The following is a 17,710-nucleotide window of genomic DNA, read 5'->3' on the forward strand; positions in this document are numbered from 1 at the left end:
AGAATAGCAACAATTAATTACCGAAATTGTATCGAATGGTAATTCCAGATCTAATATTCGTTAGTGGAAAAGTGGTAGAAATTACCGCTTTCGAAAACGAGTGGTCATAGTAGAAAATTGCAGTCAAGTTTTTACTGAAAGCATAATCTGCGGCTACTCTTACTTGCCATAAATTCTGTCCAGCAGCTAGTTGATTGTTGTTGTAATCCAAATAACGTACAATAGTTTGATTGTTGCGATAAGACAAATCGACCTTTAAATTGATATCACTTTTGATAATTCCTGTGGGATCATCGGCCAAACGAGTCGAGATAATCACATCTTTAAAACGATAGCCCATTCCTACAATGTATTCAATTCCTTTTACTTCGGTCAACAAATTATTATCAAAACTCATCGACAAGGCTCTATCTTTTTTTATTTCTGTTAGCACTTTAAATGAATTTTTTAATTCAAAATCCAATCGAACTAGAGGATTAAATTGTTCTACTAAATTAACATTAGATAAGACAATAGGATTAAAGAAATTTCCGCCGGCATCAACCCCGTTAGGTTTCTTTACGTATTCAAAATTAGAACGATAGTCATTAATCGTGTACGAAGATCGATAGTTATGCAACAAAGAAACCCTTTTAAAACGATTTTTAAAGAAGTTATATCTCATAAAACCGCTGTACTTAATGGACCAATTTGGAATGGGTACATTTCTAAAAATCCCCGTAGACACCCCCTTAGCATCTCCACCGGTGTAGGCTGCCAAAAAAGCTGGTAACAACACCGCTTGATTGTTTTTTCCGTATCCAACAGGGAATCCATCCGCATCGATATTTACTGGATTATTTAAATCAATCCCTCGTTGGGTTGCCAATCGATTAGCCACAATCAATCTATTGGTTCTAAAATCATCAAAAGCTGCTGAGCCATTTTCATCACTTTTAGAAAAAGCGGTTTTAATTAAGACAGTGGAAGTCGAAAACATCCCGTAACTATAGGGTGACAGCGGTGTATAAATGCCATTGACTACACTGTATTGTTCCGAGTTATTTTCAGAATAAGCGCGATCAGCAGTAAGGTCAATTTTGAAATCAGGAAACAAATCAATATTGGCAGTGGCTTTTACTATTTTATTGGTTACTTGTGTATAATTTTGATTGAAATCCTGAAAAGAAGTCAACCATCCTCTTTTGGCTGCTTCATATCTAATGTCTTCTTGGCTTCCAAAGATAAACCCTAAAGAAGGTTTTGAAGAGCCCAAAAACCCTAATCCTTGGGTAAATCCCGGAAGAACCGTGCCGCTGTTGTGGGTGTAATTTACTTGAATATTTTTTACACTGGTCAGCACACCCACTAAGCCGTCCATGAAGGGACTACGGGGCTGTGTTATTTTAGGAGCTGTATTGACAATTTTTTCTCCGGGTTTAGGCGCCATTGGCTTTGGTTTAGGCCCTAATGCAACACCTTTTTTAGAAATCCCTAAATATTTATATAAGGTCTCCATCGCAAAAGAGGTATTAAGTATGGTAGAACTTGCGTTTTGAACTGTGTTTCCTAAATTATAATCTATTCCACCTACAGTCACATTATCTAATGCATTAGAGGCACGTTGCCAATTGTAATCTCCTTGGTAGGTGAAATTTGCCTTAACAAATCCAAAAATCGGGATCTTATTTAATGGAATTTCATAATTAACAATAAGCTGTTGTGTATGTTGATTAGGATCTCCGATATCAAAATAACTGTCCCATATCGTAAAAGTGTCGATAGGAGTATTATCGGCATTCAAATAACTTTTAACAATATTATTAGAAGAAGCCGTATAGTTCAATCGCAATGATTTTGTCAAATTATAATTAAAACCATATTGGTAATTGAAGGCAAAATTCCTGCGATACAAAGGATCCAATCCAATGCCTACTACGTCAACCTGTCTAAATTGTTGTCGATTATATTGTCTAATAATACTTGAGTTAAATGTAATATTAGTAGGCAAATAATTAAAATTAAAGTCTTGTAACCATTTCCAATAGTCGCTTTTCTTTACAAATGTTTTTTTCTTAAACGGTTCTATAGGTTTAGACTGAAAGGCAAAGGCATAATTTACTGAAGAATTACTCAATTGATCAGTGTAACTTTCGATTTCATAATCGTGACGTTCTACTTCATTATACGATTGTGAAAAGGTGAAGTTTTCTGGGTCATACACTTTTTGTTTTTGTTCTGGACTTCTTTCTTTTCTTACGCCAATAAAATTAATACTGGTTCTTTTAGTGTAATCAACGGCTCTCGTTTCAATATTGTCCTTCTCCGCTTGATTAGTAGTAAACTTCAACAATTGCTTTAATCGGATATCTTGATTGAAAGGATCGTACTCGGGCGTAATTACTTCCTCACCTATTCCATAATTGAAAGGCAGATTGATTCCCCATTTTTTTGGTAATAATTGTCCAAGATTTAAATTTGTAACCACTCCATATTGTTGAATATCCTCACGACTGCGTTCATTTGGCCCTTGTTCTAGAGCACCAAATCCGATGGTTGTTTTTCTACCTGTTAGTGAAAGGGTTGCAAAATCGGCCATGTTAGTGTCAATATTCAACAAAGCAGCCATTCCTCCTTTATTATCCATGTCAGCTAGGCGTAATTCATTGAACCATACTTCACCTAATATACGTCTTTGGTCATCATTTTTCACCCCTACCATCAAGGTCCTTACTAGTCCAAAATTAGGATTTCCTTTGATTCCTATTCGTAATCTGTTGTTTTTTCCTGCCAAAGATGGATCTAATTCGTCTTCAAATTTATAATAGATTCCGTCAGCCGGAAGCGTCGTAGGGTCAATACTCATGGCTAGAATTTTTAACTGAGTTAACAGTGCTAATTTCAAATCCATTTCATTCGCTTCAGGCCATACCAATTCGGGACTTATTGATGGACAATTTGAAGCTGATAACGAAGCAGGCAAAGTTACCTGTAACGGAATTTCGATTTGATAAAAATTCTCTGTAAAGTCATTTCCAAAACGAATAAAACCAACCATTTGCTTATCTCTCAAAGCCACTTCATTCGGCAAAGATTCAGCGTGTAAAAACATTTTTAATTTTTTAAATTGACGCATGTCAATACTTACATTTTTAAAAACTGCTCTAGCATCATTGGGTTCCAATCCACTTCCCGAAACTCGCAAAGCTAAGGACTGCTCGTTTTGATTGATTACGGTGTTATTATTGAACAATTGTTCTCTGACTACCCCTGGAGGAGTTACATAATTTATGGGACAACGCTCATTATTCTCTTGAATATTTACTGCCAACACATCTAATTTAGTATCGTCATCAGTAGCATTAGGATCATTGGTTTCAAATGATTTTTCATAGCGACGCCATTCGCCTCGAACCAAGTCTAAAGCGCCAAAACGAAGCGTAACAGGCGAGTCAAAATTAGTCATAAACATTCGCATGAATCGAATCGAACGAAAATCAGAAATGCCTCCAATGGTATTTTGAGGCTGGGAAACTGGAATTTTAAACTGAATCCATCGGGCTTCAGTCGCTGAACCATCAGGCAATGTAACTTGAGTATTTCGGATATCAGTAATATTATTCTCTCCCACATTCATATTCGGCCTCATATCAATGCTATATTCATAATAAGCATTGATTGTATTCATAGTATTATCTCTATTGATATCTTCTACATCAGGAAAAGTGGTGGATCCTCTGTTAGCATCTGTGATACTCACTGCAGAATTTCCGTCAGTTCCGTTATACTGTTTATAGCGATCCACAACGCCTCCTGTTGTATTGCCAAAATAGACATAGTCATCAGCTGCAGGATCAGACTCAGCATTATAATTAGTGTATACGGAGGCTTCTTGAGTATTTTTCATACCATCTAAACCTACATCTTGATTGGCTCTATTGGCTTCATTGCCATCAAAAGCGTAAATTAGGGATTGTGAGGCGGGAACCTCTCCCCAAATAGGTCTTGGATTGACTAAAATTTGATCTGGTCCTAAGCCATTCTCATACTGTTTTCTGCCATCTTTTAAGATGTCTTCAGAAATTTCTCCTAAATTAAAATATACCTTTCCAGAATTAGTCGGAGTCACATTGCCTTTCCCAACATAAGGATCTAAAACCCAAAACTGAATATATTCTACATTTCCTTGTTCAAAATTAGTGGTATTAATGGCTCTCATGATTCCACCAAAATTATCCTTGGGCGTTGCTGCAATGGCAGAAGAATTGTTATACGGTCCTCTTTCTTGCGGAAAATAACTCAAATCGAGAGTGTTGATTACTTGGGTTTGACCTTGTGCAATATCTGTATTAGGGTACAATTCTCTACTAAAAACACGTCTTGTTGCATTCAACGAAATGTCATTATTAGTAATCCCCGTTGGTTTTTGGGTATAAAATAAAGGATCAATAGTGTACCAAGCGAGTTTGGCTCTTTTAAAGCCATAACTCAAATCAGTAGCACTTTCATTAAAATTGTATTTGCTCTCGGCATCGTTCACCGGTGTTGACGATAAAAACCAAGCAAATGGAGAGCGCAAATCGATTGTAGATTGCGACCCCTCGAAATCATCCACATAAATGGTAGATTCACCATCAAAACGATCTGCTTTTGGAGTATCTGGCTTCAAAAATGCAATTTCTCCTCTGATGGATAAATTGGAGGGAACATCTGTATCTATATTTGGGAGCTTGTTGACCAATCGTGTAAAAAAAGGGATCTCAGATGCGAAATTTCCGTTGAATCCAAAAATAGTATTGTTTACAGATTCTTGACCATAGTTTGATTTTTGAGTAAAAGGTCTTTCAGACATTTTCAAAAAAGTTCCCCCTAATACAAACTTATCCGAAATTTTATGTTCAACGTTCAATCCCATAAATCTTCTGGTTTGTTGACCAAAAATAGAGTTGTTCTCTAGCGATACTTCAATAGGAGTGTTAGAAGCTTGCAAAGAGGGATCCAAAATTTGCACCCTCCCTAATTGATAATTTACACTATAATCCACTCCTTCTACCAAGCGTCTTCCCGCAGCTGTAACCACGACAGAACCTTGAGGAACATTGAGTGCTCCAATTGGAATTCCGTCACCACTAGATGATTTGAATTTTCCTCGAATCAAATACTTGTTTTTATCAATATCTTGCAAAGCCCCAGCTTGTGTATTGCGATACATACTTCTGAAAACATACTTTTTTTGATTGCCATTGTATGAATCTACATCACTATATTTTTCAAGAGAATTAGGCGTTTTTAATTTTAAAAATATAAGCTCTCCAAATGGTTCTTTGGTAGTAAACATAATTCTACCATTCTGAGCATCGATAGTGGTTCCTGGAAGAAAATCAAAAAAACCGTCACCACCCGCTTGTGGATCGTTGTTAAAATTCAATCGGTCCAGATTAAAAACTTTAAGCAAAGGCGTCTCTGCAACTTTATTTTCTGGAGTAGGATTTGAGGGAAAAGGAGAACCTGGAACCTCAGTAATATAATTGATTGGCGAAGGATCTGCATATAAGATATTCATTCGAAAATCTTCTTGCTTTAATTGATAGCCACCAGGTACTTGATAGATGTTTTTCATCATCAAGTTCCAAATGGGATCCTTCACATTGGTCAAATTGCTTTTCAGCATTTTCAAAATCAAACTTTGAGTAATAATTGCCTGTGGTACGTTATTGTTTCCACCAACTACATTGGTTGCATCTACACCATCATTTCCAAATTCCCCAACTTGATAGACTTGATCCCCAACGGTGTATTGATAGGCGACCGCCAAAACCTCATCATTACTCAAACGCTGTTGCAATGAAATGAAGCCTAATTTTGAATTAAAAGTGTACTCGTTGGCCGTTAGTTTTCTGGCATTTTCTAACTTAGAATAGTCTCTTCCTTCAGCCACAGTAGTATTAAAACCTGAACTTGAGGTAGCAATTTCTCTAATATTTGCATTCAACAAACCTGTCCCCGCTGCTATTTGTCCAGGGTCATAATCATTATTGGTATTATCAGAAGGAGCGTTGGGCGGATTATTAAAAATTCCTGTTGAAGGATTTAAAACTACCACTTCGCTATCTGCTAGGCCTGTTAATTGAGACTCCCCTAAATCCTGAAGTGCAATAATATTTCTTAAATTATTGGAAGTAGCGTTGACTCTATTTTGCTTATTGGTCACCCAAACCTCGATGCGTGTAATTTGCACCCTACTATCAATAAAAGGATAGCCTTCTAGCGCTTTGTCATATCGGCTTCTGAAATATTGAGACAAGAAAAAGTGACGGTCATTGTCATAATCCAAAGCAAAAAGTTCATAATTTTGAACCGTTCCTCCACCTTCTGCAACAAGACTTTTGGTTTGTGATTTTTGTTCCGAGAAGACACCTGTGAAGGTAGTTTTTCCAAATTGCAATTGTGCTTTAACTCCAAAAAGGCTTTGAGCACCACGAATTAGAGAGCTATTTAAAGGCAAACTTACATTCCCAACTTCAATTTTCTGAATAATGTCATCTTCAGAAGGCGTAAATTCTAATTTGATTAAATTTTGAAAAGCAAAAGTAGATTGGGTATCATAATTGGCATTCACACCCAATCTAGTTCCCACTTTCCCCATCAAGCTCATGCTAATTCTTTGATCAAAATCGAAAGAAGTATTCGCTCTATTTCGAGGGGAAAAAGAGGGATTATCTTGTTTGGTATAGCGAACACCAAGATCCATTTCAACCGAACCTGTAGGTTTAACATCAATGGTGTTACTTCCAAAAACCGATTCAAAAAAACCTGATTTTATGTAATACCTAGGTAATAAATCTTTTTTTGCTGCTTCGGATCCATTTTTCTTACCGTCAATGGCATCCGTTTTTTTCTTAAAATAATTCCGCCTTGATTCTTGCAAGACTAACTTTTCATACTCTGCAGGAGTTAAAACTATTGGAAAATTAATCGTAATTCCTTCCATTGAACTTGAATATACATAACGATCAGTGATAGGATCATAGGTATAGGAAGACACGATGCTTTTAGGATCCTTTATTTGAAGCTTCCCAACGGCATATCCCTTTTTTACCGTATCCTGAATCGCAGGACTTACTTGTCCAAACGATACAAAATGGGCACATACCACCAATAAAAAAATACAAATTTTATGCATGCAATGGGGCTCTCTTGGTTTTTTTACAAACTTTTTAAGGCTTTTTTAATGATAGTTTCTACGGTAGCGTCAGGTTCAGCTAAGACAATTTTTTCGATCACTTTTTCGCAAGTTTTACGAACAAAACCTAAAACTTCTAAAGCGGATAACGCTTCATCTTTATTTGTATTGTTTTGAGAAAGGGAAAGTTCATCTATATCATACAATTTTACAACTTTTTCTTTCAAATCTAAAATTACGCGTTGTGCCGTTTTATTCCCAATCCCTTTAATAGATTGAATCGTCGCCACATCAGCTGAGGCAATAGCATTCGTAATCTGTTTAGGATCCAAAGAGGAAAGCATCGTTCGTGCGATTCCTGCTCCAATTCCAGAAACAGACAACAACAATCGAAAAATTTCTCGTTCTGATTTTTCCATAAAACCATACAAGGTATGCGCATCTTCTTTGATTTGAAGGTGCGTGTATAATTTTACAAAATCAGCAATGGGAAGTAATGAATAAGTGTGTAGCGAAATATTGATATGATAGCCTACGCCAGCACAATCAATTACCACGTGAGTAGGCGATTTTTCGACTAATTTTCCTTGTAAATGTGCAATCATTGGGTCATTTTAATAATCCAAATATAACAAAAAAAGTCTAGCATTAGATTGAAAATCATCTGCTAGACTTTTGACTACAATGAAAAGGTTTAGTTTACCCCTTTTTTCTTTGCTTTTTCTTGAGCATCAATAATGGCTATGGTGGCCATATTTACCATTTCTTCAACGCTAGCGCCTAATTGAAAAACGTGTACAGGCTTGCCCATTCCGAGCATTATTGGCCCAATGGATTCCACTTTATCTAATTCTTTCAACAACTTACTGGTTATATTAGCCGATTCTAAATTTGGAAAAATTAATGTATTGACTTTTTTATCCACCAATTTTGAAAAGGGAAACTTCTCTTTTAGCATTTCTGGATTCAAAGCAAAATCGGCCTGAATCTCTCCATCAATGCACAAATCAGGATAATGCTGATGTAAATAAGCGACCGCTTCTCTAACTTTTGCTGCATTTGGATTGGAAGAAGAACCAAAATTAGAGTAAGAAACAATAGCAATTACTGGGGAAACACCAAACATTTTGGCCGTTTTCGCGGTCATTAAAGCTATTTTGGCCAAGTCATCAGCAGAGGGATTGATATTAATGGAAGTGTCTGAAAAAAACATCGGTCCTCTTTTGGTCATCATGATATTCGTAGTTGCCACTATAGAAGCTCCGGGTGCTTTATCTACTAATTGTAGCATAGGTTTTACCACTGTCGGATAACTTCGCGTATGTCCAGTCACCAATGCATCTGCTTCTCCGGTATTCACCATCATGGCTGCAAAATAATTGCGTTCTCGCATCAACTTTTGGGCATCTAAGAAAGAGATTCCTCTGCGTTTTCGGGTTTCCCAATAGGCCGTTGCATATCGATTGCGTCGGGCTTCTTCTTCTTTTTCTTTGGGATCAATAATGGTCACTTTTGCTTCAAAACCAATTTCTTGTTTCAACTCTAAAATGATTTCTTTGTTACCTAATAATATAGGAAAACCAATACCTTCATCATGTACAATTTGTGCCGCTTTTAAAACATCTAAATGATCAGCTTCGGCAAAAATGATTGATTTTGGGTCTGATTTAGCTCGGGTAGTAATCATTCGAACTAGTTTATTATCGTTCCCTAAACGTTCCAATAATTCGTCTTTGTATTTCTCCCAATCCAAAATAGGATATTGTGCTACACCTGATTCCATGGCAGCTTTGGCTACAGCTGGTGCTACAACTGAAATCAAACGAGGGTCAAATGGTTTCGGGATGATGTATTCTCGTCCAAAAGTTAATTTAGTAGCACCATAGGCTACATTTACTTGTTCTGGTACTGATTCTTTAGCTAAAGACGCTAAGGCTCTAACAGCCGCCATTTTCATTGCTTCATTAATTTTAGTCGCACGAACATCTAATGCGCCTCTAAAAATATACGGAAAGCCTAGTACATTATTCACTTGATTAGGATAATCCGAACGCCCAGTAGCCATGATAATATCTTCTCGAGTAGCGATGGCTAAATTGTATTCAATCTCAGGATCGGGATTGGCCATGGCAAAAACAATTGGATTATCTGCCATACTCAAAAGCATTTCAGGAGTCAACACATCAGAAGTAGATAATCCAAGGAACAAATCGCAACCTTTCATTGCCTCTACTAGACTGATTTTTTCTCCTTCGCGGGCATATCTTTTTTGCATTTCAGAAAGAGAGGGATTGTCTTTGGTTAACAAACCTTTACTATTAAACATGTAAACGTTTTCAGGTTTAACGCCTAAAAGCACATACAAATCAGCACAAGCTATTGCGGCAGAACCGGCTCCAGAAACGACCATTTTTACTTCCTCCGCTTTTTTATTGGCTAATTCTAAAGCGTTGATCAAAGCTGCAGAAGAGATAATCGCTGTTCCGTGCTGATCATCGTGCATTACCGGAATATTTAGCTCTTCCACCAAACGTCTTTCGATTTCAAAAGATTCAGGGGCTTTGATATCTTCCAAGTTAATTCCACCAAAAGTGGGCGCTATATTTTTAACCGTTGCTATGAATTCATCAACATTTTTAGTGCTAATTTCTATATCAAAAACATCGATGTCAGAAAATATTTTGAACAAAAGTCCTTTTCCTTCCATTACAGGTTTGGAAGCTTCAGGCCCAATGTCACCTAACCCTAAAACGGCTGTACCATTGGTGATTACGGCTACTAAATTTCCTTTGGCGGTATATTTATAAACATTGTTTACATCTTTTGCGATTTCTAAACAGGGTTCAGCTACCCCAGGGGAATAGGCTAACGATAAGTCTCTTTGTGTCGCATATTTTTTGGTAGGTACTACTTGTATTTTTCCAGGAGTTGGCTTTGCGTGGTATAATAAAGCTTCCTTTCTTTTATTGTTACTCTCCATTTTTTTTTAGATTTTATCTGACCTACAAAGATAAAAGTCTAATTTTAAAATACCCTTTAAAAAAAATTTTTTTAATAAAAGGTTAGCACTCTATCCAAAAAAACGATAGCAGCCTTCTATTTTAAGAATGGCTGTTATCGTTTTTTTTGTAGAATAAAAAAATACGAGTAATAAAATTAATTTCTTGATTGCCTCTTAATGGATAAAAAAAAAGGGGTAAAAAAAGTAGCAAAATTTCTAGTTGTAGCTTACTTGTGAATCTCACTACCCTTGGGTGATATAAGAATTCAAATGCGCTATCGTTTCTTTTTGAATTTCGATGATGGCTTTTACCACATCGCTAATTGAAATTATACCAACCACCACCTCATTTTCAACTACTGGTAGATGCCTTACTCGTTTGGTACTCATCAATTCCATACAATACTCTAATTTATCCGAGGGACTCACCGTAAATACTTCGGTAACCATAATTTCGTTTACTAAGGCTTTTTTGGATGATTTTGATTTTAAAACAATTTTTCTAGCATAATCTCTTTCAGACAAAATCCCTTTTAGAACGCCTTCCTCAATGATTAGAATTGCGCCTATGTTTTTTTCACTCATCACTGTTAACGCTTCGTAGACAGTGTTAGTGGAAAGTATAGAAAAAACATCTTTCCCTTTATTGCTTAATATTTGATTAACAGTCATATAAAAAATATTTTAATAACTATAAAATTAAAAAAATAAACATTCAAAAAACATAAAACCGATTTTTATTGTGAAAATAATTTATCAGGGGGGACCAATTGATTTAAGAGCTCCCGCCACTTAGGTGCAAGTTCCGCTAATCCTAACTGATACGAGGCATTGACCCAACCAAAACCCTCTTTAGCAATATAATCAAACTCAGTCCCTACATTCCCATACTCAGCAAATACTTTGTGAGAGCTAATTTTTAAATCGAATTTTTCTGGGATAGTGCCGTTGTAATCCACAGCATTGATGGTAATCAACCACAACCATCTGTAAATCATCTCTTCTTTTTTGGTTTCGAATCCATATTTTTTTAGTCCTTCCCACAATAGCATTTGATGAGGCGCCCAACCAAAAGGATAATCCCATTGCCGTTGGGGAGCTTCGGAGCTTAGATTGGCAACGCTTTCAACTGTACTTCCAGCGATACCTCCTGTCATTACAAATTTAGGCAACGCTTTTTCTACCAATTTTAAAGCTTGCTCTTGAGAACACATGCCTGCCCATAAGGGGGAAAAAGTGGTTGCTGCTTCAAACTGAAGGGGCTTCTGATGTACAAAGTCATAGTCAAAATACATTCCTTCAGCTTCATTCCAACAATACTTATCGATTAACGCCTTTCGTGTTTTGGCCTTACCAAGCCATTCTTCTGCTGTATATGTTTTATTTTGAAACACAAAAACATTGTCAAAATAAGTAGTAATACAATAGGCGATATCTATTTCATACTTATACAAAAAGCTATTGATATCAACCGAATTCAAATTGGCACACGAATTAATCAATCGGTTGGTGGTATCATGACCACTTTCTCTCATACTGCGATCATGCACAAAATATTGATCTAAGTCGTCATCGACAATGCTTCGTTCCAAATATTTTTTTTCGAATTCTCGTAAAGGAAGTCCATATTTTTCGGCAAAAGGTTCCAAAACCTCATCAAAATGTCCTGGCTCTACTTCAAAAGGCATTCCGATTCCATCCGCTTTGTAACGGCTCAAGCCTGTTGGTGTTAAACGCTCACCCATAACCATCCAAACCGAATGGTATTCTAGAATTACCGTTTCTAGATGGCTTGCCAACCAAGATATATCTGGTTTTTCATAATCTATTATGGCCCGAAGCAACGAAGAATACAAAGGAGGTTGTGTTCTGGTCAGATAATAACTTCTGTTCGCGTTTAAAATTTTACCGTAATGTTCTATTTGATACTTAAAATTGGTCGCAATGGCTTTGGCCAAATCCAATTTGCCGTCTTCTAATAAGCCCAACCCGATAAAGTAGCTATCCCAGCCGTACATTTCGTTGAATCTTCCGCCAGGAACTACAAAAGGAACGCCTTTTATCTCTTTTTCATCTTGAGAAGTGGCCAAAGCCAAAAGGCCTGGTTTGGTATTTAGCGTCTCGATATAATCTTGCGTATAATTTTCAGGTAAAATGGCGACTTTAAAATTGCCCCATTCTTTTTCTAATGCCAAAAAATAGGCAACTCCTTGTGTATCTTTTGCCGAAACATAAAGAGTAGGAACCGCATTGGATGTTTTCTCATCGGCCAAAATTTGCTGCAAACCTTTGCTATCAATAGATCGCGTAAGTTCGTCCCAATAGGAAGTTCTAATTTTTCTGGAAATTCGGTCTACGGGTAGTTCCTGAATTCGGTCAAGATCAATTTCACCATACATAGCATCTTGCGCTCTCAAATCTGCTAATTCTTGCAAAAGATTTGATAAATGATAGGTCCCTTCAATTACGAATTGCTCTTTTGTTCTGCTGTCATTCAAAACAAATCGTTTAGGACCTTTATCGTCTTTCGTTATTTTTTTGTCTTGATCCGTATCTTCTTGCAGCAGTAATTGCTCAAAAACGGCATTGATTTCCACTTCTATTTTCATCGGGTCGTGGTTAATTTTTTTAATATAAAAAAGGAAAACAAGAGCAATAACATCGGAATCAAGGTGTAATAAAAAGCATTTTCAGCACCTTCGTTTTTAAACAAATACCCAATAATCCTTGACCCTAAAGTACCTCCTAAGGCTGAAAAAACTACAATCAATCCCGTCATTGAACTATGTAAACTTTTGGGAAGCGCACTCAACACGACTGAATTCAACAAAGGATAGATAGGTGCAATAAACAAGCCTACTAAAGGAAATGCAAATCCTATAAGTGGAATATCTGATAAAGAAGTAATCGTTTTGACTTCGAGGCCAACCGCTTTGGGTAATACAAAAATCACAATCAACATTGCTATGATAATACAAGCACTTAAAATCCAAATCCAATTGATTTTTTTGGTTAAAAAACCAGCGGCCAATCTTCCTACTGCTAGAGAAATTGCTAGAATACTTGCCATCATGATGCTAATATTTTCCGGCAAATGCAGCACTTTGCTATTAAAAGTGGGCAACCAAGACATAATCCCTTGTTCTATCATCACAAACAAAAAAGCACTAATTACAAAAACTATCGTTAGTAATTTAGCCATTAGTTGGAACATTTGCTTAAAATCATCGAGTAGATTGACTCCGGGAACCTCAACTTGGCTTTCAGATTTTACTAAAAACAAAAACGCAAAGGAGACTCCTGAAATTCCAGCCAACAACCAATACACATTGAGCCAAGCATCGGGATTAGTTTCCGAATTAAATGCGGGAAATAAAAAATAAGCCAACGCAATTCCTATCATAAAAACCCCTTCTATACTGCTCATTAAACTGTTATGTTCTTGCTGATTCTCGGTTACGGTTCCGATAAGAGAATAAACCGACACCTTAATCAAGGCAAAAGAAACACCAACCGTGGCAAAGAGTAATTTTGCTGTGGCAAATGAATTCCCAAAATACATTGTTATACAAGCAATGTACACCAATCCTAGCCCAATGAGCATCGCTCTTTTATAACCAATTCTTGGTAAAAAGGAAGCAACCAAAAAAGAGACAATAGCTATAGGCAAATCTTTGAACGCTTCTAATATACTCGCTTCTAATTCGTCTACACCATAGTTTCTTTGTGCTTTAAGGATTACGATTCCTACACTATTAAGCAAAATAGCAAAAACAAAGTAATTGAGATACATTGCCCATTTGATAGTGTTCTTTTTCATATTTGATTCGGTTATTTAAATATTCAAATAGTTTACAATGTCCACATCATTGGGCAATCCTCCCAGATGTTGTAACTTCAATACTGCGAGTTTTTGGGCGATTACAAGCGTTTCTTCAAAGCTTTTTTGTTGCAATTGTGCATACAAAAAGCCTGTCCAAAAAGCATCTCCAGCTCCCGTAGCATCTTTTATGTCGGTAATTGATAGAGCGGGTTGCGTAATTTTTCCATAACTAGTGTCTGATAAAACCACACCATCTTTTCCTTTCGTTAAACAAATGGTTGCTGCGCCTAATTCATGAAAATAATCCAAAATAAAAGACTCGGATTTGGTTTCCCCAAAATAACGATAGCAATCATCTTCGCTCAACTTTACTAAAGGATTCGTTGCTAGATATCTTGCAATTATTGTTTTTGCCTCCTCTCGATTGGGCCAAATGCGTTCCGAGAAATTAAGATCGATACTGGTTTTGACTCCTAACTGTGCTGCAAGTTGAGCGCTTTGTATGATGGTGGTTTGCGCTGGATTTTTACTTAATCCAAAGCAAGTGGTATGGAAAATTTTGGCTTGTTGTAAAAATGCAGTTGAAATTTGTTCTCGTTCAATTAAAAAATCAGCGGTGCGATACGGAATAAAATCTGGGGTTCCTGTTGATTTTGAAACCAAAATTATCGAGGTTGAAACTTCCTCTTTTTGGCTTAGTTGCGTTGTTATTACATTGGCTTTTTGCAAACTTTCTATCATAAAATCGCCCAACCCATCCGTGCCACAGCTAGCTACAAGTGCTGACCGCAGTCCAAGTTTGGCAGCATTTATGGCGACATTTGTTGGTGAACCGCCCAAAAACCTAGCGTAAGAAGTTGTTTCCGCAAGAGTAGCATTGGTTTGTTGCCCAATACAATCTATGAGAATTTCACCGGCACAGATAATATCTATCGTTTTTTCCAAAATTAAAGTAAGAGTTTAAAATTAGTATGTAAACTTTGATGCAAAAGAACGGCTCCTGCGGCACTCCAAGCGCAAAATGGCACTCCGTTTGGCGCTTTTGTGGCTGTGTTGAAGTTCTCGTAAAAACTAAAATCCGCTAATGCATTGGCATCATTTATGGCTTGCAAAAGTTGTGTGGCATTTGCCTTTTCGTTTTTAGACAATAAGGCTAATCCAAAAAAACCATTGACCATAGGCCAACTACCGCCGTTGTGAAATTCGTTTGGATAGTTACGGAATTCGTATTTGCAATTGTTCTTTAGCAAATACCAATCGGGGTCGGTTTCGTGAATGGGTGGCCAGAAGGCGGGCAATAATCCCAAAGGGCGTTCTTGTTGTAAGGTTGTAGCATAGTCTACAATTGTTTTTTGAAAATCGGCTGGGCCTATATTTAGTAGCAAAGCTAATGAATTAGTAAAACCATCAAACTGACTTTTATAACCCGCTGGGGAAAAGCTACAAGGCATGTAATTTTTCATATCACATGTCTTGTAAGCTCTTTCGTGGTATTTTTCCCCACCGGACTCAGGACAAAAGTTCTGGATAATGCGTTCTTCTATTTGTTTTATTTTTTCATCGATCGATGCTTCTTCGGCGAAATGGTTATAGCTTTTGAGTGCCCAAACTCGGAGTAATTGGTCGTACAAGACATACCCATCTGTAATGTATTCGTCGGCCCAATTGCCGGATAAAGGCACATAAACCAATCCGCGATTATTGAATTCCCATGCGTCTAAAAGTTTAAAGCATTTCTCTATTTTGGCAGCGTGTTTGGCTAGAAAGCATTCATCATTAGTAGCATACGCATACTGACAAACTCCAATAATGAACCAAGTTACGGCATCTACTCGTCCGGCTAATCCGCCGTAACTTACCTCAGCCCCATCGTTGTTGAACTGAACATTAGAAGGAATAGTACCAATGCTATGCTGAAAAGTGGCCAAGGTCTCCAATGTTTTTTTGAAGGTGGCTATTAAGTTCGCGTCTCCTGAGGCTAAGGCTGCCAATCCGCAAATCACGCCATCTCGCGCCCAAACTCTTTTGTAATTGGAAATATCTTGGGCGCTGGCCAAAAATCCTTGCTCTGAGGAACATTTTTGGAGTAATTCGATAGCTTTTGAATAAGAAATGTTGCTTGTCATTGGATATAATTTGCGTTGCTTTTTTTTTGCGTGAGGGATTGAAGCTGGCTACCGAAGTAGCGCGTAAAGCCCGACCGCTTCTGGCAAAGGGGGCCACTAGCACGCTCCGATAAAAGCCCCCTTTGCTAGAAGTGGTCACGCCCTAATTATCTTTTAAAACGGTTGGTTTACTGTTAATCAATAGCGTAAAAAGTGCACTACACAGCAGCAACACCCCAGCAAAAGTGATGGCTAAGCGTGCGTCGTTATGTAAAAAATGTTTGAGAATGTATCCGAAAGTGACGTTTTGAATGATCATTGGAATCACAATCATCATATTGATGATGCCCATGTATACGCCGTAGCGTTCTTTTGGAATATGAGTAACGATTATTAGATACGGGATTCCCATCATACTGGCCCAACCAATCCCATAACCCATAATTATGGCAAAAAACAAATATTGGTTTTGTGTATTTGCAAAAATCAAAAAGGATAATCCAGCTAAAATTAGACAAACAAAATGCACCATTTTTGGGCTATATTTTTTGGCTAATTTGGCTAAATAAAATGCCACTGAAAAAGTAATTATAAAACCAAAAGCTCCAATTAATCCATTCCATTCAACTGCTTCCTCATAGAGTGTTTTATTTTTAGGAGTAGTATTCCAAACAGAAAGCGCTATACTTTTGGCATTATTTTGCCAATAACACATTAAAGCATACCATTGAAATAGATATACTAAAAAGAGTTGCCACATTACTTTGGGCATTTCTAAAACTGCTTTATATATATCTTTAAAAGGAGAAAAAACATGTAAAGGTTCTGCTTTTAACTTCTGTAATTCCTGTTGTGTTGGTGGTATTTCTGGTGTAGTTTTCATGCTCCACCAAATAGATGTAATTGATAAAACAGAGCCTAGAAAAAAGGAAGCATAAATCCAATTTGGTAAAGAACCTGTATAACCCACAAAAACTATGGGAAAAAGAAAAAGTGAGATATACGATAAAAATTGTCCAAAACCTGTAAAAAAACTTTGAGCTTGAAAACCCGTGGGTTGTTGTTCTTCATCTAAAGTATCTGCAACAAAAGCCCTATATGGCTCCATCGCCGTATTATTACCAACGTCCAAAAGCAAAAGTAATCCTGCAGCCATCCATAATGAACTGCTAAATGGATATAAAAACAAAGCTAAACTACAAATTATTGCACCAACAAAGAAATAAGGTTTTCTTCGGCCCCATCGCGGATGCCATGTTTTATCGCTCATTGCTCCAATAATAGGCTGAATCAACAATCCTGTCAATGGACCTGCTATGTTTAATAAAGGAATTTGATCCGGGTTAGCACCCAAAAAATCATAAATAGGATTCACAGCACTTTGTTGCAATCCGAAACTGTATTGAATGCCAAAAAAGCCAACATTCATGTTTATTATTTGCCAAAAATTAAGTTTTAGTTTTATCGCCATAAGTAATGCACCGATTAGGTCAGTTATAAACAGTTTAGGTATGATTTAGGAGCGGTATTCAAAAGGCTTCCTTGCTGTCATCGTCCCGCCATCCGCTATATCTTTGCTTTTTTAAAGAAAAAAAGCAAAGGATGCCGCTGCTGTCGGG

Annotated in this window: 9 protein-coding genes; all 9 read right to left on the reverse strand. The window is 37.0% G+C overall.

What is annotated here, in order from left to right:
• Positions 1-13: 13 nt before the first annotated feature.
• The 9 genes from sprA to ACSVH7_RS10245 all read right to left on the reverse strand — a co-directional run bounded on the left by sprA (position 14) and on the right by ACSVH7_RS10245 (position 17,520).
• Positions 14-7,162, reverse strand: a complete 7,149-nt coding sequence (gene sprA / locus ACSVH7_RS10205; RefSeq protein WP_438066589.1) for a cell surface protein SprA — start codon at positions 7,160-7,162, stop codon at positions 14-16.
• A 23-nt stretch (positions 7,163-7,185) separates the two neighbouring features.
• A complete protein-coding gene (ruvA, locus tag ACSVH7_RS10210) occupies positions 7,186-7,767 on the reverse strand; it encodes a Holliday junction branch migration protein RuvA (RefSeq protein WP_438066590.1) in 582 nt (193 codons plus the stop codon).
• A gap of 89 nt (positions 7,768-7,856) precedes the next feature.
• Positions 7,857-10,142, reverse strand: coding sequence for an NADP-dependent malic enzyme (locus tag ACSVH7_RS10215; protein ID WP_438066591.1), 2,286 nt, complete (start codon positions 10,140-10,142; stop codon positions 7,857-7,859).
• 264 nt (positions 10,143-10,406) lie between these two features.
• A complete protein-coding gene (locus ACSVH7_RS10220; protein WP_438066592.1) occupies positions 10,407-10,835 on the reverse strand; it encodes a CBS domain-containing protein in 429 nt (142 codons plus the stop codon).
• Between the two features lie 65 nt (positions 10,836-10,900).
• Positions 10,901-12,772: a trehalase family glycosidase gene (locus ACSVH7_RS10225; RefSeq protein ID WP_438066593.1), complete on the reverse strand. Its 1,872-nt coding sequence runs from the start codon at positions 12,770-12,772 to the stop codon at positions 10,901-10,903.
• Complete coding sequence (locus ACSVH7_RS10230; protein WP_438066594.1) at positions 12,769-13,983, reverse strand: MFS transporter; 1,215 nt, start codon at positions 13,981-13,983, stop codon at positions 12,769-12,771. The genes ACSVH7_RS10225 and ACSVH7_RS10230 overlap by 4 nt, the downstream gene beginning before the upstream one ends.
• Positions 13,984-13,998: 15 nt before the next feature.
• Positions 13,999-14,931 (reverse strand): carbohydrate kinase family protein, encoded by a 933-nt coding sequence (locus ACSVH7_RS10235; protein WP_438066595.1) that lies wholly within the window; start codon positions 14,929-14,931, stop codon positions 13,999-14,001.
• A 2-nt stretch (positions 14,932-14,933) separates the two neighbouring features.
• A complete protein-coding gene (locus ACSVH7_RS10240) occupies positions 14,934-16,112 on the reverse strand; it encodes an amylo-alpha-1,6-glucosidase (RefSeq protein WP_438066596.1) in 1,179 nt (392 codons plus the stop codon).
• Between the two features lie 142 nt (positions 16,113-16,254).
• On the reverse strand, positions 16,255-17,520 hold the full coding sequence (locus tag ACSVH7_RS10245; protein WP_438066597.1) for an MFS transporter: 1,266 nt from the start codon (positions 17,518-17,520) through the stop codon (positions 16,255-16,257).
• Positions 17,521-17,710: the final 190 nt, after the last annotated feature.

This window comes from Flavobacterium sp. TSSA_36 (genome assembly GCF_051547165.1).
Taxonomy (GTDB): Bacteria; Bacteroidota; Bacteroidia; order Flavobacteriales; family Flavobacteriaceae; genus Flavobacterium.